The sequence below is a fragment of the Phyllobacterium sp. SL163 genome, from assembly GCF_049896885.1.
In the GTDB taxonomy this organism is placed as follows: Bacteria; Pseudomonadota; Alphaproteobacteria; order Rhizobiales; family Rhizobiaceae; genus Phyllobacterium; species Phyllobacterium calauticae.
In genome coordinates this window covers 38977-58816 of record NZ_JAFCVE010000011.1, presented here as the reverse complement: position 1 = coordinate 58816, position 19840 = coordinate 38977, and the positions used below count along the sequence as shown (strand labels likewise).

The window sequence follows — 19840 nt, the reverse complement described above, 5'->3', positions numbered from 1 at the left end:
ATGTCCGGCTTTTTCATCAACCGTCCGATCTTTGCCTGGGTGATCGCCATCGTCATCATGCTTGGCGGTTTGCTGGCGGTCAATTCATTGTCCATATCGCGCTATCCCCAGATCGCACCGACAACGGTGAGTATCAGCGGTTCCTATCCGGGTGCGGATGCGCAGACCGTCGAGAATTCAGTGACGAAAGTCATCGAACAGGGCATGACGGGCATCGACAATCTCGACTACATGACCTCCACATCGAGTTCGACGGGCAGCACCAGCATCTCCCTGACGTTTACCAGTGCCGCCGATCCCGATGTTGCCCAGATGCAGGTTCAGAACAAGCTGCAGCTTGTCACGTCGCAACTGCCGCAGATCGTGCAGAGCAACGGCCTGACGGTGACGAAATCCTCGACCGGCTTTCTCATGGTTGTCGCATTCGTTTCGACCGACGGCAAAATGACGTCGACCGATCTGGCCGATTATGTCGACAGCACCCTGAACGACACGCTGAAGCGGGTTGAGGGTGTCGGCTCGACCCAGTTGTTTGGCTCGGGCTATTCCATGCGCATATGGCTCGACCCGGACAAGCTTGCCAAATATGCGCTCATGCCGAGCGATGTCTCCACGGCAATACAGGCGCAGAACACCCAGGTTTCCGCCGGGCAGCTCGGGGCCCTGCCCGCACGGCAGGGACAGCAGCTCAAAGCGACCGTGACGGCCAGAAGCCGGCTTCAGACGCCCGAGCAGTTTCGCAATATTATTCTCAAGAGCGCCACCGATGGCTCGCTGGTCCGGCTCAACGATGTGGCACGCGTGGAAATCGGCGCGGAAAGCTATACGACAAGTGCTGCCTACAATGGCATGCCGGCGGCGGGTCTTGCCATCAACCTGGCCACGGGCGCCAATGCCATCAGCGCGGCGGAAGCCGTCCAGTCGGCCATTGCGCGCCTTTCCACGACTTTCCCGGAAGGGGTCAAGGTCTACTATCCCTATGACACGACACCTTTCGTTCTTCTCTCGATAGAAGAGGTGGTCAAGACGCTGATTGAGGCCATCATTCTCGTCTTCGTCGTCATGTTCGTGTTTTTGCAAAACATCAGAGCGACGCTCATCCCGTCCATCGCAGTGCCCGTGGTGCTGCTTGGAACGTTTGGCGTGCTCGCGGTTGCAGGCTATTCGATCAATACCCTGACGATGTTCGCCATGGTGCTGGCCATCGGGCTTCTCGTGGACGATGCGATCGTGGTTGTCGAAAACGTCGAACGGGTGATGCAGGAAGAAAAGCTTCCACCGAAAGAAGCGACGCAAAAGTCCATGAAGGAAATCACCGGGGCTCTCATCGGCATCGCCACGGTGTTGTCCGCTGTCTTCGTGCCCATGGCTTTCTTCGGTGGCTCCACCGGCATCATCTATCGCCAGTTCTCCGTCACTATCGTCGCGGCCATGGTGCTCTCCGTCGTGGTTGCACTGGTGCTGACACCGGCTCTGTGCGCAACCATTCTTCGCGCTCCTGCGGCAGGGCATGCGGAGCGCAAGGGCATATTCGGTTGGTTCAACAGGACTTTCGACCGCAGCACGACGGCCTACCGCAACGGCGCGCAGGGCATCATTCAGCGAAGCAAACGGTTTCTGGTGATTTTCCTGGCGATTGCGATTGCAATGGGCTGGATGTTTGTGCGCCTGCCAAGCTCGTTCCTGCCCGAAGAAGACCAGGGCATTTTGATCACCAGCGTGCAACTGCCGGTGGGGGCGACGCAGGACCGGACGTTGCGGGTTTTGAAGCAGGTGTCGGACCATTTCCTCAACGATGAAAAGGATGCGGTGGACGGTGTGTTCACGACGGCCGGTTTCGGCTTTGGCGGGTCCGGTCAGAATGTCGGCATAGCGTTTGTCAGGCTCAAGGACTTTGCATCGCGCCAGTCGCCGCAACTTTCGGCCAATGCGGTGTCCGGCCGCGCCATGGGTGTCTTTTCCAAGATCAGGGATGCCCGCGTGTTCTCCTTCAACCCGCCTGCGATCCAGGGCATGGGCAACTCCAACGGTTTTGAGTTCTATCTGCAGGATGTCAATGGCGCGGGCCACGATGCCTTGATGCAGACCCGCAACCAACTGCTCGGGCTCGCCGGACAAAGCAAGCTTCTGGCGAATGTGCGCCCGAACGGCCAGGAAGACGAGCCGCAGTTCGCCATCGATATCGATCAGGAGAAGGCCAGCGCGCTGGGTGTCGCCCTGTCCGATATCAACAACACCTTGTCGACGGCGTGGGGCAGCGACTACGTCAACGATTTCATCGATCGCGGCCGGGTAAAGCCCGTCTATCTGCAGTCGGACAAGGATTTTCGCATGCAGCCGGCAGACCTCGACAAATGGCATGTCCGCAATGCTTCGGGGGCCATGGTGCCGTTTTCGTCCTTTGCCTCGAGCCACTGGACATTCGGCTCACCGCGGCTGGAGCGGTTCAACGGCTCTGCTGCCGTCGACATTCAGGGTGCCGCCGCTGCCGGTGTCAGCTCGGGCGCGGCGATGGACGAAATCGACAAGCTGATGAGCCAGTTGCCGGCGGGTTATTCGCACGAATGGACGGGCCTTTCGGCACAGGAAAAACTGTCGGGCAATCAGGCCACATCGCTCTATGCCATATCAGTCCTGGTCGTGTTCCTCTGTCTGGCAGCGCTTTACGAAAGCTGGTCGATACCGTTTGCGGTCATGCTCTCTGTCCCGATCGGTATTTTCGGGGCGCTGCTTGCGGCGAGCCTGTTTGGCCAGACCAATGACGTCTATTTCAAGGTCGGCCTGCTGACGACCGTGGGCCTTGCGGCGAAGAATGCAATTCTCATCGTGGAATTCGCCATCGAACGGCAGACCGCCGGCATGGGGCTGGTCGAGGCCACACTCGAAGCCGCGCGCCAGCGGTTGCGTCCGATCCTGATGACGTCCTTTGCGTTCATCCTTGGCGTGGCGCCGCTGGCAACAGCAAGCGGCGCCGGTTCCGGCGCGCAAAATTCCATCGGTATCGGCGTCATGGGCGGCATGATCGCGGCGACCGTTCTCGGAGTGTTTTTTGTGCCCCTGCTTTTTGTCGCGGTCAGCCGGTTGTTCCGGCGCCGGAAGAGCGCCGACGGCAAGGTTCCCGACAACAGTGAAACGGCAACAGCCGGTTCGAACTGAGGCATGGGGCGAGATAATGAGCAAGATGGACGCAATGACAATCATAATACCAGCCTCACCCGATCCGGCTTCACGCGGGAAGCGCCATTTCCGCCTCGGTCAATTGCTCGGGTTTCTTCTGTTGAGCTCAAGCCTTGCCGGATGCGTCGTCGGGCCGGACTATCAGAAGCCGATGATTGCGATGCCCGGCCAGTGGGGAAGCAGCAAGCAGGTAAAGGCACCCAAGCCGGCGGAGTTGTCCAACTGGTGGAAGCGGCTGCGTGATCCAGAGCTGGATGCACTTGTCGATGAAGCGGTCGCAGGCAATCTGGATGTTGCCACTGCAAAGGCGAAAATCCGTGAAGCGCGCGCGACATACCGGCAGACCGCAGGCACGCTTTTGCCATCACTTGACGGGTCCGCATCGGCAACCCGCAACAGGGTGAGTGCCACCAGCACGGGGACCTCCGCCGAGACGTCCAGCCAGTTCCAGACGGGATTTGACGCGAGCTGGGAGCTTGATCTCTTCGGTGCCAACAAACGCAGCGTTGAAGCGGCAAAGTATGGTCTGGATGCAGCCGGTGAAGATCTGCGGTCCACATTGCTGACTTTGATCGGCGATGTCACCTCCAACTATGCCCAGGCGCGCGGCTATCAGGCGCGCATCGCGCTGGCCCGCCGTACGGCAGCCTCGCAGAGAGAGACGGCGGCGCTCACGCGCACCAAGTTCGAGGCCGGGTCATCCTCCGCGCTCGATGTCGCCAATGCCGCCGGTCTGGCCAACAGCACGGAAGCCAACATACCATCCCTGGAGACAAGTTATGCCGAAGCGGTGCACCGGCTTTCCGTCCTGACGGGCAGGGCGCCTGCAGCCCTCATGGACAGGCTGAAGCGCAGCACGCCCATTCCGACGCCGCGCCTGCCTGTCCCGACAGGGGTTCCGGCCGATATCCTGCGCACGCGGCCGGACGTGAGGATGGCGGAGCGCCAATACGCGCAGTACACCGCAAAGATCGGGCAGGCTGAAGCTGCCCGTTATCCCAGCGTCAGCCTGACCGGCAATATCGACACCACGGCCCTGAACATTGGCGATCTCGGCAAAAATTCCACCATCGGCTGGTCTTTCGGCCCGACATTGAGCGTGCCGATCTTCAGCGGCGGTCAGAAGAAAGCCGCGGTGGAAGTCGCTCAGGCACAGCGCGACCAGTATTTCGTTGCCTACCGGTCGTCGATCCTCACCGCGCTCGAAGATGTCGAAAATGCCATCGTATCGCTGGCACAGGAACGCATCAGGAATGGAAAGCTGGCCGCATCGGCCAAGCACTACCGCGATGCGGCCAGCCTGTCCCGCTCTCTCTACCAGGGCGGAACATCGAGCTTCCTTGATGTGCTTGACGCGGAACGTTCGCTGTATTCGGCGGAAGACGCCCTGCTGCAAAGCCGCGTGGCAATCGCGGCCGATTACATCGCTCTCAACAAGGCGCTTGGCGGCGGATGGAGCGGTTTGGTCGATACCGGCAAACCTGAACTAAAGGATGTTAATACGGGGCCGCACATCGCAAGCAATCGGCAACTGACGACGAACGGGCAGAAATAAAAACGGCGAGCCCGTAAGGCCCGCCGTTCTGTGCAAAGGATTTGACTGGAGATCGTATCAACTTTGCCACTTGGCGATGCTGCTTGAATGTCAGCATCGCCAAATTTCCTGCATCTGGTATTAGAAGTTGCGCTGGAAGCGGATCGCACCACCGAAGGCATCGTCATTGCCGCCATGGGCAAGCGAATAATCCTTACGGGCACCGTCGAACTTGGTGTAGTTGAATTCAGGCGTGATCGTGAAGCCGGGAACGATTTCATAGGCAACGTTCAAAGCACCCGCCAGCGTGCCTTCGGATTCATAGGCAAGCTGCGCATTGACAGTGGCCTTGTCCGAAACCTTGGCAGCCAGACCACCCCAGATGGCGTAGTCACCTTCCCAGGTGCCGAACCAGTTGCGGCGACCGAGCGGTGCATCGTCATAGTTGGTCTGGTAGCCGCCCATGACCCATGCGGATACCGTGTCGGTGAACTTCACGTCCAGACGCAGCTTGCCGGCCCATTCCTCGGCCTTGGAGTCGTAGCCGACGATGCCGGAAATCTTGCCCCAGGACTGTTCGTACTTTGCGCCGGCCAGCACGTGAGGCATGTAGTCGTCGATACGATAGTCGTAGCTATAATAGTTGTTGCCGACGCTTTCGCCCTGTTCGGCGCCGATCATGGCGGAGAAGCCATTGCCCGCATTGAACGTATAGCTGACCTGGTTGCTGTGGTCCGACTGATAGTTGATCACGTCGTCGTTGATGACATTGCCGGCATAACCGGTGAACGAGCCGAAGATTTCATCGGCCACGCCGATACGAAAGCCACCGAGTTCGATATAGGCATTCGGTATGGACGTATCATTGGCACCATTATTGTACTGGAAACGCGTCTCGATATAGGAGCGCAACGTGCCGAGTTCGGTTTCCGTGCTGGCATCGAAACGGAGCGTGGCGCGCGTCTTCTTCTGCCAGGTTCCGAATTCTCCGCCCTTGTAGACATTGTCGCCGCCCTTGGCGTCGTAACGCAGATAACCGCCGATTTTCAGGCAGGTTTCCGTGCCGGGGATATAGAAAAAGCCTTTGCCGTAGGTGTCGCAAACGCGAACATATTCAACGGCTTCTGGTTCGGCAACGACGACTGCGTCGGCAGCGCGTGCACCGGTTACTGCAACGAGCGCTGCAGCCGAGCCGAGAAGGAAGCTCTTGATTGTCATGGGGGATCTCCACACTCTATTGAATGAGTTGCTCAGCCGCATTGCCTTGCAACGAACAGATGAAATCGCTGTCTGCACAGTCCGTAATGGAGATTTGTAACGGTTTTATCACGCAACCGGTGTGGGCAGGCGAGCCAAGGTGGTTTCTTGTAAAAACCATGTCATGCCTCGGTCCGTGTGCCATTCCTGCAACAGTCAGAAGCCGCTCATTTGCGATGAGAACTGATTGATTGCGCCGGTAAAACGCGGCCGCGGGCTCGACAGGGGATATGAAGCAAAATAACTATGAACCATGACCGCAGCCAACGAAGACACCATCGCCAATCGCATTAGCCGCATCCTTGCCGACAGGATTGTGACCGGCCAATTGGAGCCGGGCGCAAAGCTACGGCAGGACCATGTGGCGGAAGAATTCGGCGCAAGTCACGTCCCGGTCAGGGAAGCCTTCCGCAAACTGGAAGCGCAGGGCCTTGCCGTCAGCGAGCCGCGCCGGGGCGTGCGCGTTGCCTCGTTTGACCTGGCCGAGGTGCGCGAAGTCGCTTTGATGCGCGCCGAGCTTGAGGGGCTGGCGCTCCGCCACGCTGCGCCGCACCTGACATCGTCCATTCTGGAAGAGGCCGAACAGGCCACCGTTGCCGGTGACAATTCCCGCGACGTGCGCTCCTGGGAAGAGGCGAACCGGCGTTTCCATCGCCTGATTCTCACGCCATGCGCGATGCCGCGTCTCTTGGCGGCCATCGATGACCTCCATTCGGTGAGCGCGCGCTTTCTGTTTTCCGCGTGGCGATCGGAATGGGAAGTTCGAACCGATCATGATCACAGGGCGATCCTGGGTTTCCTGCGCCAGGGCAATATCGAGAATGCCGTTGCAGTCCTCGAGCGGCATGTGCAGTGGATCGGACAAAAGCCGGTCAAAAGCCCGACGGGTTCGACCCGCGACGTTTTCGCTATCGTCGGCTGACCAAGACAGCACGTCGCCTGCGTTTCGATTTTTGAGCAGACAAACACTTCCGCTTGTGCCGGCCGTTCACGACGGTTGCATTTTTGTGTGCGCCTTATAAAATTATAGATAATTTATGATTCTATCTATAATAAGTCGTCAGATGGCGCAGAACATACGAGGCCGCACGCAAATGTTGAAAGTTTCCCCGCAGAAGCCAGAAGATTTTACGTCCGCTAATGATGTGGAGGAGCGATGGAGCGTTGATGAAGCCAAAAAAATCTATAATTTTCCGTTCAATGATCTGCTGTTCGAAGCGCAGACGGTGCACAGGCGGTGCTTCGATCCCAATGCCGTCCAGTTGAGCAAGCTGCTGTCGATCAAAACCGGCGGATGCCCTGAAGATTGCGGCTATTGCAGCCAGTCGGCGCATTATCCCACCGGGCTCAGGGCCTCAAAGCTCCTGCAGGTCGAAAAGGTTGTCGCGGAAGCGCGCAAGGCGCGTGACAGCGGCGCAACGCGATATTGCATGGGCGCGGCATGGCGAAGCCCCAAGGACCGCGACATCGGCATGGTCGTTGCCATGGTCGAAGGTGTCCGCGCACTTGGCATGGAAACCTGCATGACACTGGGCATGCTCTCGCCGGAACAGGCAGCAAGGCTCGCCGACGCCGGCCTCGACTATTACAATCACAACATCGATACGTCGGAGCGTTTCTACAGCGCGATCATCAGCACCCGCAGCTTCGCCGATCGTCTCGAAACGCTGGCGCATGTGCGCGATGCCGGAATCAAGGTTTGCTCGGGCGGCATCCTTGGCATGGGCGAGACGGTGGATGACCATATCGCCATGCTGGTTACACTGGCGAACCTGCCCGTGCCGCCCGAGAGCGTGCCGATCAACATGCTGATCCCCATTCCAGGATCGAAGCTGGCCGACGCTGCTCCGGTGGACCCCATCGAATTTGTCCGTGCCATTGCCCTTGCCCGCATCCTGATGCCTGAAACCCATGTTCGTCTCTCCGCCGGTCGCTCGGACATGAGCGACGAGATGCAGGCCTTGTGTTTTCTCGCCGGCGCCAATTCGATCTTTGTCGGCGATACGTTGCTCACCACCGAAAACCCCGGCGAGGACCAGGACGCCGCCTTGTTCCGCCGGTTGGGGCTGAAGGCTATGCCGCTGGGTGCGTCGGAGTGATGTCCGGCTTTCTCGCCGGTTACGGCAAAACCCTGGCCGGGCTGGAACGGAGGGGAAGGCGACGTTCCCTCATGCCGAATGGCGGGATCGATTTTACCTCCAATGACTATCTCGGCTTTGCCCATTCGCAGCGCATCAGAAGCGCCATGGCTGCCGCGATGGAGCGCGGCGTCCCGGCCGGATCGGGCGGCTCGCGTCTCCTGCGCGGAAATCATGCGGAACATGCATTGCTGGAAGAAGAGGCGGCGGCCTTTTTCGGCTCGCAGCGGATGCTGTACTTCTCGACCGGTTACGCGGCCAACGCTGCGCTGTTTTCAACCTTGCCACAGCGCGGCGATCTCATCGTCCACGATGCGCTCATCCATGCAAGCGCGCATGAAGGCATTGCCGCGAGCCGGGCGCAGGCGGTGGCGGCGCGGCACAATGATGTCGGGAGCTTTGAAAATGAATTGGCCAAGTGGCGCAAGACGGGCGGCAGCGGCCATGCCTGGATCGCAGTGGAAAGCCTCTACTCCATGGATGGAGACCGCGCGCCGCTTGCTGAACTTGCGGCGCTCGCGGACCGTTATGACAGCTTTCTTGTCATCGACGAAGCGCACGCCACCGGTGTGTTCGGCGAAAACGGCCGTGGTCTCGCGACCGGGCTCGAGCGGCGCGACAATGTTGTCCTCCTGCATACATGCGGCAAGGCGCTGGGGGTATCCGGTGCGCTCCTGGGGGCAAATGCCGTCATCTGCGATTATCTCGTGAACCGTGCCCGTTCCTTCATCTATTCCACCGCCCCGTCCCCGCTCATGGCCGCGGGGGTGCGCGAGGCGCTGAAAATGCTTGCCGAGGAACCCCGACGCCGGCTGGACCTGCAGCGCCTTTCGACATTTGCCCGGTCATATCTGGCAGAAACAATCGGCATGGGCAGCAGCAGCTCGCACATACTACCCATCATGATCGGCGGTACGATCCGCGCATTGCGTATCGCCGAACGCATGCGCGCGGAAGGGTTCGACATCCGTGCGATCCGCCCGCCGACGGTACCCGAAGGCACTGCGCGATTGAGGATTGCGATCACCTTGAATGTCGATGAGACCGCGATTTCCCGGATGCTGGATTGTCTGAAAATAACCCTTGCCGAGGAGGCCGCATGACGCAGCGTTTTGTCGTGACAGGAACAGATACCAATATCGGCAAGACGGTCTTTTCCGCCGCATTGGCCGATGCGCTCGGCGCCTGTTACTGGAAACCGGTCCAGGCCGGTCTTGAGGGGGAAACGGACAGCGAGACTGTCATGCGTCTCGGCGGGATACCGGCCGGAAGGATCATTCCCGAGGCATGGCGCCTGCGCACGCCTGCCTCTCCGCATCGCGCGGCCCGGCTGGATAATGTCGAGATACAACCGGAATTGCTGGTCCCGCCCTCGATCGAGGCGTCGCTGATTGTCGAGGGTGCTGGCGGTGTTATGGTTCCTCTGACGGAAACCGTGGTGTTTGCCGATGTCTTCTCCCGCTGGCGGATACCGGTCATTCTGTGCGCCCGTACTGGACTGGGAACAATCAACCATACCTTGCTGTCGCTGGAGGCCTTGCGGCAGCGCGCGGTGCCGGTTTTCGGTGTCGTCTTTATCGGCGATGAAGTTGCGGATACCCAGCATATCATCGGCGCGCTGGGACGGGTCCGCTGCCTTGGGCGGCTGCCACTGCTTGAAGCGGTGACGCCTGAAGCGCTGCGTCAAGCCTTTCGCGATCATTTCAACATGGCGCATTTCCGGACGGTAACCGCATGACCAGCGCCCTCCTATCCTCGCCGGTCTGGCATCCATTCACGCAGCACGCGCTTGAACCCGCGATGAAACGCATTGTCAGAACGGAGGGAGCCTGGCTGTTTGACGCGCAAGGCAATGCCATCCTTGATGCGATTTCCTCCTGGTGGGTCATCACGCACGGGCATCGGCACCCGCTGATCATGGAGGCGATCCGCACCGCCTGCGACAGTTACGACCAGATCATCTTTGCCGAATTCACCCACGAACCGGCGGAAAAGCTGGCGCGCGGCCTGCTGGCCGTCGCACCTGCGGGCCTCGCCCACGTGTTCTATTCGGACAGCGGGTCGACCTGCGTGGAAGTGGCGCTGAAGATGGCGCTCGGCTTCTTCCACAACACCGGTGCGCCGCGCTCGCGCATTGTCGTCATGGAGGACGGCTATCACGGCGACACGATCGGAACCATGTCGGCGGGGGAGCGCGGCGTCTTCAACGCGGCCTACCAGTCCCTGTTGTTCAGCGTCGACCGTTTGCCGTTTCCCTCGCCCGGACACGAACAGGCCACGCTCGATGAATTTGAAAGGCTGTGCCGGAGCGGCCAGGTCGCGGCATTGCTGGTCGAGCCTTTGGTGCTCGGGGCAGGGGGCATGCGGATGTACCCGGCTTTTGTGCTGGCCGAACTGAAGCGGATTGCCGAGCGGCATGGCACGCTGCTCATCGCCGACGAGGTGATGACGGGCTGGGGGCGTACGGGAACGCTCTTTGCCTGCACTCAGGCTGGCATCGCGCCGGACATATTGTGCACGTCAAAGGGCTTGACGGGCGGTGCCTTGCCGCTGGCCGCCACGCTGTGCACAGCGCCGGTCTTCGATGCACACCTGTCGACAGACCGCGGCCGGATGTTTTTTCATTCGAGTTCCTACACCGCGAACCCGATTGCCTGTGCAGCGGCCCTCGCTAATCTTGCCGTGTGGGAAAATGAGCCTGTCGAGGCGCGTATTCAAGCGCTGGAAGCCATGCATCGCGGGAAACTCAAACGGTTCGCCGCAGATGGCCGATTCAGCAATGTGCGGCAGGCGGGCACGATTGCAGCGCTTGATCTGGACGTTCCCGCATCGGGTTATCTCTCGGACGCCGGACCAAAACTGCGCGCGTTCTTCCGCTCCCGAAACCTGCTGATCCGCCCGCTTGGCAATATCGTCTATCTGATGCCGCCCTATGGCGTGGAGGAGGGCGATCTTGATCGTGCCTATGACGCGATTGACGAGGCAGCGGACCTGTTTGCGGCAGGCAGGCGATGAGCCGCATCATCGGTTTGGGCCATTATGTTCCCGAGCGCCGCGTGGAAAACGCGGAGATAGAGGTCAACCTTGGGCTCGAGCCCGGCTGGATCGAGCGAAGAACGGGTATCCGCACCCGGTATTGGGCAAGGGATGGCGAGCTGCTCACTGACCTCGCCGCAAAGGCCGGACGGTCGGCGCTCGATGATGCCGGGCTGCAACCGGCCGATATCGCCTTGACGCTGCTGGCCACCTCAACGCCGGACCATCTGCTGCCGCCGTCGGCGCCGCTGCTTGCGCATCGGCTCAAGCTTGTCAATTCGGGTGCCCTGGATCTTGCCGGCGCCTGCTCGGGTTTCCTCTATGCGCTGACGCTGGCTGACGGTTTCGTGCGCACGCAGAAGCGGCCGGTTCTCGTGGTTGCCGCCAACATCTTAAGCCGCCGCATCAATCCGGCGGAACGGGCCAGTGCCGTCCTCTTTGCCGATGCGGCAGGCGCTGTCGTTCTGGCGCCATCGGCAGAGCCGGGTACGGGCTTGCTCGGTGTGGATTTGGCCGCCGATGGCAGCCATTATGATTTGATCTCCATTCCCGCCGGTGGTTCGAAGACGCCTTTTTCGCCGGACGTGGCGGCGGCGGATTGCCTGATGACCATGCGTAACGGCAAGGAAATGTTTGCGCAGGCGGTGCACATGATGACGCGCTGCGCCGAACGGGCAATGGCGGATGCGCGTATTGGCCCGCAGGACGTCAGCCGGTTCGTGCCGCACCAGGCCAATGCGCGTATTTTTGATCTCGTCAGCGACAATCTTGGCATTGACGCTGCGCGGACGGTCCGCACCATAGCGGCCTATGGCAATTCCTCGGCAGCCACCATTCCGCTGTCCCTATCGCTGGCGCAGCGCGACCGGCGATTCATGCGGGGTGAACGGCTGTTGCTGACGGCTGCCGGGGCGGGCCTGACCGGTGGCGCCGTTGTCTGGGGCATCTAGACAGGTATCCGAACAAGCTGCCATGCCCGGCACTATTTCTGAATGTTGCGCATGATCATGTCGTAATGCGCATTCACATAGTCGTCGAGTTGCGGCAGGTTGGTCTGGCAGTCCAGGAGTTTGTCGATCGTCAATGTCAGTGCCGGGCTGAGCAGGATATGGCTGCTCTCGCTGGTCGCGACTCCCGGCCGGAAGACACCTTCCCGGACGCCCTTTTCAATGAGGTTCTGAAACATGGTCAGCATGGGCAGGACAAACTCATTGTAGTGAGCCGCTGTCAGCTCGGGAAAGCTCCGACCGTCGGAAATCAGAAAACGCAGGATTTCCCGCGAGTAGGGATTGACGGTCATGTGCTCGTAAACCGTATCGAGGAAAAGCCGGATGAGCTCATGCGGCGGACGGTTCTGATGCTCGCTCAGGAACTGTTCTTCGTTGAAAATCGGCTGCGAAAGCTTGCGCACGACATCGTGAAACAGCTCTTCCTTGTTCTGGAAATACAGATAGATCGTGCCTTTGGTAACGCCCGCCCGCTTGGCCACATCTTCGATGCGCGTGGCGGTATAGCCGCGCTCGACGAACTCGTCGAAAGCCGCATGCAGGATCTCCTGCGGGCGCTGCGCCTTGCGGCGCGCCCGCACGCCGGGGGCAGTGTCCGGTCCGGTTGCGCTTGACGCATTTTTTATTTCGGCCATGATTTCATCCAATGGAGCCTTGAAGTCGACTTGGACAACATTATACATTGACTGAACGATCAGTCAATAATATACCCGTCACACCTTTTCATGGATTGGTTGAATGATGCGGCCTGACTTTTTCTCCTCCGGATTTGTGGTTGAGCGCCAGCGGCAACGGCATGATGTGTCTGCCGTGCCCAGGCTGCTGGTGATGATTTTGGGGCTTGCCCTGCTGGCCGGTTGCCAGCCGAAGAAAGCGGCCGAACAGAAGCCGCCGGCCCAAGTGAATGTCGCCAAGATCGTGTTCACGGATTATGCGCAGAGTGTTTCGGTAACCGGTGAAATACGGGCGAAGATCGACAGCAATCTTTCGTTCCGGGTGAGCGGGAAGGTGACCGAACGGCTTGTGGACGTGGGTGACCACGTCGCCGCCGGCGACGTACTGGCGCGTATCGACCCGACCCAGCAGCGGGCCGACGTTGCCGCGTCCGATGCGGCTGTCCGTTCCGCCGAGGCGCAACTCCGCCAGACCACCTCTGCCTTCGACCGGCAAAAGGCACTGCTTGCACAGGGTTTCACCACGAGGAGCGCCTATGACAGTGCCGAGGAAGCCCAGCGCACGGCACAGGGCTCGCTCGATGCAGCCAGGGCGCAATTGCAGACATCGCGCGAAACCCTGTCCTATACCGAGTTGAAAGCCGACGCTTCCGGCGTGGTTACCGCGCGCAATATCGAGGTGGGGCAGGTGACGCAGATCGCATCGACTGCGTTCACGGTGGCGGTGGATGGTCCGCGCGACGCGATTTTCAATGTCTATGAGGGACTGGTCACGCGCAGTATCGGCGATCAGCAGATTCAGATTGTTCTGTTCGACAATCCCGCCATAACGGCCACAGGCATTATCCGCGAGGTCTCTCCGACGGTGGACGATGCCTCCGGCACCGTGCGGGTCAAGGTCGCGGTGCAAAACCCGACGCCTCAGATGGCTCTTGGTTCCGTGGTGATCGGAACGGTCAAATTGCCGGCCGTCAAGGCGGCTGTTCTGCCATCGTCGGTCTTGACCTCGGACAATGGCAAGCCGGCCGTTTGGGTCGTCGATCCGCAAACAAACGCCGTCGACCTGCGCGACGTGACCGTGACGGCTTACGAGTCGCTGTCTGTCGCGATTGGCGGCGGATTGCAGGCAGGCGAACAGGTGGTGACGACAGGCGGAACCCGGTTGCGGCCAACCGAGATTGTAGCAATCAAGAGTGGTGATCCGTCATGAGGCGTGTTCTCGTTTACGGCGCAAGCCTTGTCTGTCTGGGTCTTGCTCTCAGTGCCTGCCAGAAGGAAGGCGAGGCCAAGCAGCCGGATGTCGTGCGTCCGGTCCTGTCGACCGTCGTCAAATCGCAAACCCTGCAGGTCCGGGGATTTGCCGGCAAGATAGAACCGCGTTTTGAAACCCAGCTCGGCTTCCGCACCCTCGGGCGCATCGTGCGCCGTGATGTGTCCGTCGGAGATCAGGTTTCGAACGGGCAGGAGATCGCGGCAATCGATCCGCTCGCGCTGGAACTGGCGGTGCAGGCGGCGCAGGCGAACCTGTCGTCCACCAAGGCCCAGCTTGCCAACGCTGCGTCGACGGCCGACCGGCAGAAGGCGCTGCTCAGCCAGAATTCGGCGACGGAAGCCGTCGTCGATCAGGCGCAGCAGGCCTATGAAGCCGCCGTCGCCTCGGTTGTACGGTCGGAAGCTGACCTGACGAAAGCGCGCGAAGAACTCGGCTATGCGGTGCTGCGGTCCGATTTCGACGGCGTGGCCACGTCCCTGCAGGCCGATGTCGGGCAGACCGTGACCGCCGGCCAGCTGGTCGCCGTTGTTGCACGCCCTGATATCCGTGAGGCGGTGGTCGATATTCCCGAAACGGTGGCTGGCGCGATCGAGGTGGGAAGCAGGTTCGGCGTCTCGCTGCAGACCGATCCGACAATACAGACGGCGGGTGTTGTCAGGGAAATCGCACCGCAGGCGGATGAAGCCACGCGCACGCGCCGAACCCGCATCACGCTGCAGCAGCCGCCGGAAGGGTTCCGTTTGGGGACCACGGTGACGGCTTATCTCACCACCGCAGCGGATCCACGCATCCGCATTCCGGCAACGGCAATCCTCGAAAAGGATGGCAAGACGTTCGTGTGGCTGATCGATGAAAAGCAGGCGGCGGTTTCGGCCAGGGAAGTCAAGCTGGAAGACCGCACCAACGCGGACGCTATCGTCGTGTCCGGACTGACCGACGGTGACCGGATCGCCACGGCCGGGGCGCATAGCCTGGTCGAAGGCCAGAAAATCAAGATGACTGACGGGAATCCGCTATGAAGAAGTTCAACCTCTCGGAATGGGCGCTCGATCACCGCTCTCTCGTCTGGTATTTCATGATCGTTTTCACGATTGCCGGGATTTTCTCCTATCTCAATCTCGGCCGCGAGGAAGACCCGAACTTCACCATCAAGACCATGGTGATCTCGGCCCAATGGCCGGGAGCGTCGGTCGAGGACACGACGACACAGGTCACCGAGCGGATTGAAAAGAAGCTCGAGGAACTCGATACGCTGGACTATACCCGCAGTGTCAGTTCGCCGGGATCGACGACGATTTTCCTCAACCTCAAGGATACGGTGCGCGGCGCTGCCGTCACGCAAACCTGGATCCGCGTCCGCAACATGATCCGCGATATTTCCCCGCAGTTTCCGCAAGGGGTCGTCGGGCCGTTCTTCAACGACCAGTTCGGCGATGTCTATGGCAATGTCTACGGCTTTACCTCCGACGGGCTGAGCCGGCGGCAACTGCGCGATTACGTGGAAGACGTCAGGCGGAAAATCCTGACGGTTCCCGATGTCGGCAAGGTCGAGCTCGTGGGTGCGCAGGACGAGGCGATCTATCTGGAGTTCTCGCCCAAGCAGGTCGCGGCCCTCGGGCTCGACCAGCAGGCCATCATCAGCACCCTGCAGGCGCAGAATGCGATCACCCCGTCGGGCGTCATCGAAACCGGCCCCGAACGGGTGATGATCCGGGTGAACGGCCAGTTCGTATCGGAGAAGAGCCTGCAGGCCATCAATCTTCGCGTCAATGATCGCTTCTTCCGGTTGAGCGATGTCGCGCGGGTTACCCGCGGTTATGTCGATCCGCCGACCAGCCTGTTCCGCGTGAACGGCAAGGAGGCCATCGGTCTTGCCATCGGCATGAAGCCGAACGGCAACCTCTTGAAGTTTGGCGAACACCTCAAGGCGCAGATGCAGCAGATCACGGCCGATCTGCCCGTGGGCGTTGGCGTCAATCTGGTTTCGGACCAGCCGCAAATCGTCGAGGAGGCCGTATCCGGCTTCACGCGCGCCCTGTTTGAGGCTGTCGCCATCGTGCTGGCGGTCAGCTTTGTCAGCCTGGGCATGCGTGCCGGTTTCGTGGTTGCACTGGCCATTCCGCTTGTCCTGGCGATCACCTTCATGGTGATGGAATATATGGGTATCTCGCTCCAGCGTATTTCACTGGGCGCGCTGATCATCGCGCTGGGCTTGCTCGTCGATGACGCGATGATCGCCGTCGAGATGATGGTGGCGCGGCTGGAAGCCGGGGACAATCTGCGCAAGGCCGCCACCTATGTATACACGCACACGGCCTTTCCGATGCTGACCGGTACGCTGGTGACGGTATCCGGCTTCATTCCCGTTGGCCTCAACAGCAGTGCGGCGGGTGAATTCACCTATACGCTGTTCGTCGTGATCGCCGTATCGCTGGTTGTTTCGTGGATCGTGGCAGTCATCTTCACGCCGCTGCTCGGCGTGACGCTGCTGCCGAAGACCATGAAGAACAAGCATGAGAACCCCGGCCGGTTTACCCTGTGGTTCCAGCGCATTCTTCTGCTCTGCATGCGGTTCCGCTGGGTGACCATTGCCGCGACCGTCGTGATTTTCGCGGTTTCCCTGTACGGAATGGGTCACGTCCAGCAGCAGTTTTTCCCCAACTCCGATCGTCATGAGCTGATTGTCGACTGGAACCTGCCGCAGAATGCCTCGATCGTTGAAACCAAGGCGCAGATGGACAAGTTCGAGGCGGAGCAATTGGCCGGCAACGCGGATATCGATCACTGGAGTTCCTATGTCGGGCAGGGTGCCATCCGCTTCCTCCTGTCATTCGACGTGCAGCCGTCAAATCCGTTCTTCGGGCAGACGGTGATCGTGACGAAGAGCCTGGAGGCACGCGACCGGCTGCGGACGACGTTGCAGGCATGGCTGAAGAACGAGTTTCCAAGCACCGACGCCTTTGTCCATCTGCTGGATATCGGACCGCCGGTCGGCCGTCCGGTCCAGTACCGGGTCAGCGGGCCGGATGTGCAGAAGGTGCGCGATTACGCCCATGATATGGCCAATCTGATTGCCGGCAATCCATCCATCGGCGACATCACTTTCGATTGGAACGAACCTTCCCGCGTCATCAAGGTCGATGTGCTGCAGGACAAGGCGCGTCAGCTCGGGATCACCTCGGAATCGATTGCCTCGTCGCTCAATGCCGTTGTCGGCGGTTCGACAATCACGCAGGTCAGGGATTCGATCTATCTGATCAATGTGGTTGTGCGCGCCCGCGCCGATGAACGCGGCTCGATCGACCAGCTTCGCAACATCCAGCTGACGACGAGCAACGGCCAGTCGGTGCCGGCCGCGGCCGTTGCGAACTTCCGCTACGAGCTGGAGCAGTCGGTGGTCTGGCGTCGCGCGCGCCAACCCACCATAACGCTCAAGGCCGGTATCGTCGGCGACCTTCAGCCCGCAACAGTGGTGACGCAACTGGCACCAAAGGTTGCCGAGTTCGCAGGCAAGCTGCCGCCGGGTTACGGTGTTGTCGTTGGCGGTGCGGTGGAAGAAAGCGGCAAGGCCCAGGCGCCCATCGCAGCCGTAGCTCCGCTCATGCTGTTTGCCATGGTGACCCTATTGATGATCCAGTTGCAAAGCTTCCAGCGGCTGTTCCTGGTCTTCGCGGTTGCGCCGCTAGCCATTATCGGCGTCGTTGCCGCGTTGCTCTCCAGCAATTCTCCGCTTGGCTTTGTGGCTTTGCTTGGCGTCCTGGCGTTGATCGGCATTCTGATCCGCAATTCCGTGATCCTTGTCGTCCAGATCGAGGATCTCAGGCAGGAAGGCAAGGATCCGTGGAGTGCCGTGGTCGAAGCGACGGAGCATCGCATGCGGCCGATCATGCTGACGGCAGCCGCGGCCAGCCTTGCGCTCATTCCGATTGCCCGGGAAATATTCTGGGGGCCGATGGCCTATGCCATGATGGGCGGCATTATCGTGGGTACGGTGCTGACGCTTCTGTTCCTGCCCGCACTCTACATTGCGTGGTTCCGCATCAAGGCGCCTGATAATACGGTTCCGCCCGCGGGGCATCAGGAACCGGCAAGCGTGAATGCATGACTGGTTGAGGCGGGCGGAGCCAGCTTTCCGCCCATAAAAAACCGGGGCCTTGCGGCCCCGGACAATCAGGTTTTGCGATGACTAGAAATTGCGCTGGAAGCGGATGATACCACCGAAGGCATCGTCATTGCCGCCATGGGCAAGGGAGTAGTCCTTACGCGCGCCGTCAAACTTGGTGTAGTTGAGTTCCGGTGTGATCGTGAAGCCGGGAACAAGCTCGTAAGCCACGTTCAAAGCAGCAGCAATCGTGCCCTGTTCTTCGTAAGCAACCTGCGCATTGACGGTTGCCTTGTCGGTAACCTTGGCAGCCAGGCCGCCCCAGATGGCGTAGTCGCCTTCCCATGTACCGAACCAGTTGCGATTGACATTGGTGTTGAAGGACTGATCGTCATAGTTGGTCTGGTAGGCACCCATCACCCAGGCGGAAACCGTGTCGGTGAACTTGACGTCCAGACGAGCCTTGAAGCCCCATTCTTCCACGGCAGAGTCGTAACCGGCGATGCCGGAGATCGTTCCCCAGCCCTGTTCGTACTTGGCACCGACGAGCACGTGGGGCATGTAGTCATCGATGCGATAATCGTAACCCTGATCCACTTCGCCCTGCTCGGCGGCGATGATCGCCGAGAAGCCATTTCCGGCGTTGTATGTGTAGCTTATCTGGTTGCTGGCAAAGCTGTTGTACTGGATCACGTCGTCATTGATGATGTTACCGGCATATCCGACCCACGAGCCGAAGATTTCGTCGGCCACGCCGACGCGGAAGCCGCCCAGTTCGATAAAGGCCTGCGGAATGGACGCGCCATCCTGATTGCCATCGGTATACTGGAAACGCGTCTGGATGTAGGAGCGCAATGTGCCAAGTTCGGTTTCCGTCCGGGCATCAAAACGCACCTCGGCACGGGCACGCTTGTAATAGGTGTCGTTCTGGCCGCCCATGTGTCCGCCCTTGTAGGGGTCGTCACCGCCGCCGGCATCGTACCGCATGTAACCGCCGATCTTCAGGCATGTCTCGGTGCCCGGGATATAGAAGAAGCCGGCACCATATGCGTCACACACTTTGACGTACTCGACGGCTTCTGGTTCAGCGACAACAACTGCATCTGCAGCGCGAGCTCCCGATACTGCAACAAGTGCAGCGGCAGAGCCGAGAAGAAGAGTTTTGATATTCATGTCGATCTCCAGTGAAGGATCATTGTTCTAGGGGCAAGCCAAATTCGCAGTGCCTCACTTATGTCTTACTTTGGTACCCTTTTGGTCAAAGGACATAACTGGTGGTATATTGCTACCAGACGCAATGTTGCCAATTTGCACCAGTCGCGCAGAAGCAAAATGTCGTCATGGCGTGTCGGTCTTGTCTTTCCGGCTGCACAAAACGCCCAGCCGGCTTACTGCTTTTCGATGCAAATCAAATCTTTGTAAGGTCCGCGTCCCGCTGGAGGACACCGACGAATCCCGTTCACGAAAACCGCAATTTTCCGCAAATGTCGCGGGAAAGCCGCATCCCGCGCAATTTGACTGCGCAAAGTTGGTAGCAAAAAGCCACCAGTTTTATCCTTTGACTGCCTGGAAAATCGGATGCAACGTGAACCGGCAAATTCTCGTTCATGCGGCAAGTCCGCGTTGAACAGGAAGGCAAATG

The 19840-nt window shown here is 60.0% G+C and carries 14 protein-coding genes; 11 read left to right on the top strand and 3 right to left on the bottom strand.

Going from position 1 to position 19840, the window contains the following annotated elements; genetic code table 11:
* Together ACP7B1_RS22160 and ACP7B1_RS22155 are read left to right on the top strand one after the other, a co-directional pair.
* Entirely contained in the window at nucleotides 1-3156 is a 3156-nt protein-coding gene (locus ACP7B1_RS22160; protein ID WP_426137258.1) for an efflux RND transporter permease subunit, read from the top strand.
* Nucleotides 3157-3190: 34 nt separating this feature from the next.
* Nucleotides 3191-4732: an efflux transporter outer membrane subunit gene (locus ACP7B1_RS22155; RefSeq protein WP_346308004.1), complete on the top strand. Its 1542-nt coding sequence runs from the start codon at nucleotides 3191-3193 to the stop codon at nucleotides 4730-4732.
* Between the two features lie 120 nt (nucleotides 4733-4852).
* Here the strand turns inward: ACP7B1_RS22155 and ACP7B1_RS22150 are convergent, their stop codons facing one another.
* Nucleotides 4853-5929, bottom strand: coding sequence for a porin (locus ACP7B1_RS22150; protein ID WP_346308005.1), 1077 nt, complete (start codon nucleotides 5927-5929; stop codon nucleotides 4853-4855).
* Nucleotides 5930-6221: 292 nt separating this feature from the next.
* Here ACP7B1_RS22150 and ACP7B1_RS22145 point away from each other — a divergent pair, with 292 nt between their 5' ends.
* The 6 genes from ACP7B1_RS22145 to ACP7B1_RS22120 all read left to right on the top strand — a co-directional run bounded on the left by ACP7B1_RS22145 (nucleotide 6222) and on the right by ACP7B1_RS22120 (nucleotide 12092).
* Entirely contained in the window at nucleotides 6222-6890 is a 669-nt protein-coding gene (locus ACP7B1_RS22145) for a GntR family transcriptional regulator (protein WP_346308006.1), read from the top strand.
* 172 nt (nucleotides 6891-7062) lie between these two features.
* On the top strand, nucleotides 7063-8067 hold the full coding sequence (gene bioB, locus ACP7B1_RS22140; protein WP_346308007.1) for a biotin synthase BioB: 1005 nt from the start codon (nucleotides 7063-7065) through the stop codon (nucleotides 8065-8067).
* Entirely contained in the window at nucleotides 8064-9209 is a 1146-nt protein-coding gene (locus ACP7B1_RS22135) for an 8-amino-7-oxononanoate synthase (protein ID WP_346308008.1), read from the top strand. The genes bioB and ACP7B1_RS22135 overlap by 4 nt, the downstream gene beginning before the upstream one ends.
* Nucleotides 9206-9844, top strand: a complete 639-nt coding sequence (bioD, locus tag ACP7B1_RS22130) for a dethiobiotin synthase (RefSeq protein ID WP_346308009.1) — start codon at nucleotides 9206-9208, stop codon at nucleotides 9842-9844. Before ACP7B1_RS22135 ends, bioD begins: the two co-directional genes overlap by 4 nt.
* On the top strand, nucleotides 9841-11121 hold the full coding sequence (locus ACP7B1_RS22125; protein WP_346308010.1) for an adenosylmethionine--8-amino-7-oxononanoate transaminase: 1281 nt from the start codon (nucleotides 9841-9843) through the stop codon (nucleotides 11119-11121). The genes bioD and ACP7B1_RS22125 overlap by 4 nt, the downstream gene beginning before the upstream one ends.
* The gene (locus tag ACP7B1_RS22120; protein ID WP_346308011.1) at nucleotides 11118-12092 is read left to right on the top strand and encodes a beta-ketoacyl-ACP synthase III; all 975 of its coding nucleotides are present in this window, start codon (nucleotides 11118-11120) and stop codon (nucleotides 12090-12092) included. The genes ACP7B1_RS22125 and ACP7B1_RS22120 overlap by 4 nt, the downstream gene beginning before the upstream one ends.
* A gap of 32 nt (nucleotides 12093-12124) precedes the next feature.
* Here the strand turns inward: ACP7B1_RS22120 and ACP7B1_RS22115 are convergent, their stop codons facing one another.
* Nucleotides 12125-12784: a TetR/AcrR family transcriptional regulator gene (locus tag ACP7B1_RS22115; protein WP_346308012.1), complete on the bottom strand. Its 660-nt coding sequence runs from the start codon at nucleotides 12782-12784 to the stop codon at nucleotides 12125-12127.
* Between the two features lie 103 nt (nucleotides 12785-12887).
* Between ACP7B1_RS22115 and ACP7B1_RS22110 the strand changes: the two genes are divergently transcribed.
* The 3 genes from ACP7B1_RS22110 to ACP7B1_RS22100 are packed head-to-tail and all read left to right on the top strand — an operon-like array spanning nucleotide 12888 to nucleotide 18201.
* Nucleotides 12888-14033 carry an efflux RND transporter periplasmic adaptor subunit gene (locus ACP7B1_RS22110; RefSeq protein ID WP_346308013.1) on the top strand — a complete coding sequence of 382 codons (1146 nt, stop codon included), beginning with the start codon at nucleotides 12888-12890 and terminating at the stop codon, nucleotides 14031-14033.
* Nucleotides 14030-15115 carry an efflux RND transporter periplasmic adaptor subunit gene (locus ACP7B1_RS22105; RefSeq protein WP_346308014.1) on the top strand — a complete coding sequence of 362 codons (1086 nt, stop codon included), beginning with the start codon at nucleotides 14030-14032 and terminating at the stop codon, nucleotides 15113-15115. The genes ACP7B1_RS22110 and ACP7B1_RS22105 overlap by 4 nt, the downstream gene beginning before the upstream one ends.
* Entirely contained in the window at nucleotides 15112-18201 is a 3090-nt protein-coding gene (locus ACP7B1_RS22100) for an efflux RND transporter permease subunit (protein ID WP_346308015.1), read from the top strand. Before ACP7B1_RS22105 ends, ACP7B1_RS22100 begins: the two co-directional genes overlap by 4 nt.
* Nucleotides 18202-18282: 81 nt before the next feature.
* Here the strand turns inward: ACP7B1_RS22100 and ACP7B1_RS22095 are convergent, their stop codons facing one another.
* A complete protein-coding gene (locus ACP7B1_RS22095; protein ID WP_223614722.1) occupies nucleotides 18283-19371 on the bottom strand; it encodes a porin in 1089 nt (362 codons plus the stop codon).
* Nucleotides 19372-19840: the final 469 nt, after the last annotated feature.

Bases quoted from the DNA above. Each gene is read 5' to 3' on its own strand.
- ACP7B1_RS22160 (WP_426137258.1), top strand. From the start codon at position 1: ATGTCCGGCTTTTTCATCAACCGTCCGATCTTTGCCTGGGTGATCGCC.
- ACP7B1_RS22155 (WP_346308004.1), top strand. From the start codon at position 3,191: ATGACAATCATAATACCAGCCTCACCCGATCCGGCTTCACGCGGGAAG.
- ACP7B1_RS22150 (WP_346308005.1), bottom strand. From the start codon at position 5,929: ATGACAATCAAGAGCTTCCTTCTCGGCTCGGCTGCAGCGCTCGTTGCA.
- ACP7B1_RS22145 (WP_346308006.1), top strand. From the start codon at position 6,222: ATGACCGCAGCCAACGAAGACACCATCGCCAATCGCATTAGCCGCATC.
- bioB (WP_346308007.1), top strand. From the start codon at position 7,063: ATGTTGAAAGTTTCCCCGCAGAAGCCAGAAGATTTTACGTCCGCTAAT.
- bioD (WP_346308009.1), top strand. From the start codon at position 9,206: ATGACGCAGCGTTTTGTCGTGACAGGAACAGATACCAATATCGGCAAG.
- ACP7B1_RS22125 (WP_346308010.1), top strand. From the start codon at position 9,841: ATGACCAGCGCCCTCCTATCCTCGCCGGTCTGGCATCCATTCACGCAG.
- ACP7B1_RS22120 (WP_346308011.1), top strand. From the start codon at position 11,118: ATGAGCCGCATCATCGGTTTGGGCCATTATGTTCCCGAGCGCCGCGTG.
- ACP7B1_RS22115 (WP_346308012.1), bottom strand. From the start codon at position 12,784: ATGGCCGAAATAAAAAATGCGTCAAGCGCAACCGGACCGGACACTGCC.
- ACP7B1_RS22110 (WP_346308013.1), top strand. From the start codon at position 12,888: ATGATGCGGCCTGACTTTTTCTCCTCCGGATTTGTGGTTGAGCGCCAG.
- ACP7B1_RS22105 (WP_346308014.1), top strand. From the start codon at position 14,030: ATGAGGCGTGTTCTCGTTTACGGCGCAAGCCTTGTCTGTCTGGGTCTT.
- ACP7B1_RS22100 (WP_346308015.1), top strand. From the start codon at position 15,112: ATGAAGAAGTTCAACCTCTCGGAATGGGCGCTCGATCACCGCTCTCTC.
- ACP7B1_RS22095 (WP_223614722.1), bottom strand. From the start codon at position 19,371: ATGAATATCAAAACTCTTCTTCTCGGCTCTGCCGCTGCACTTGTTGCA.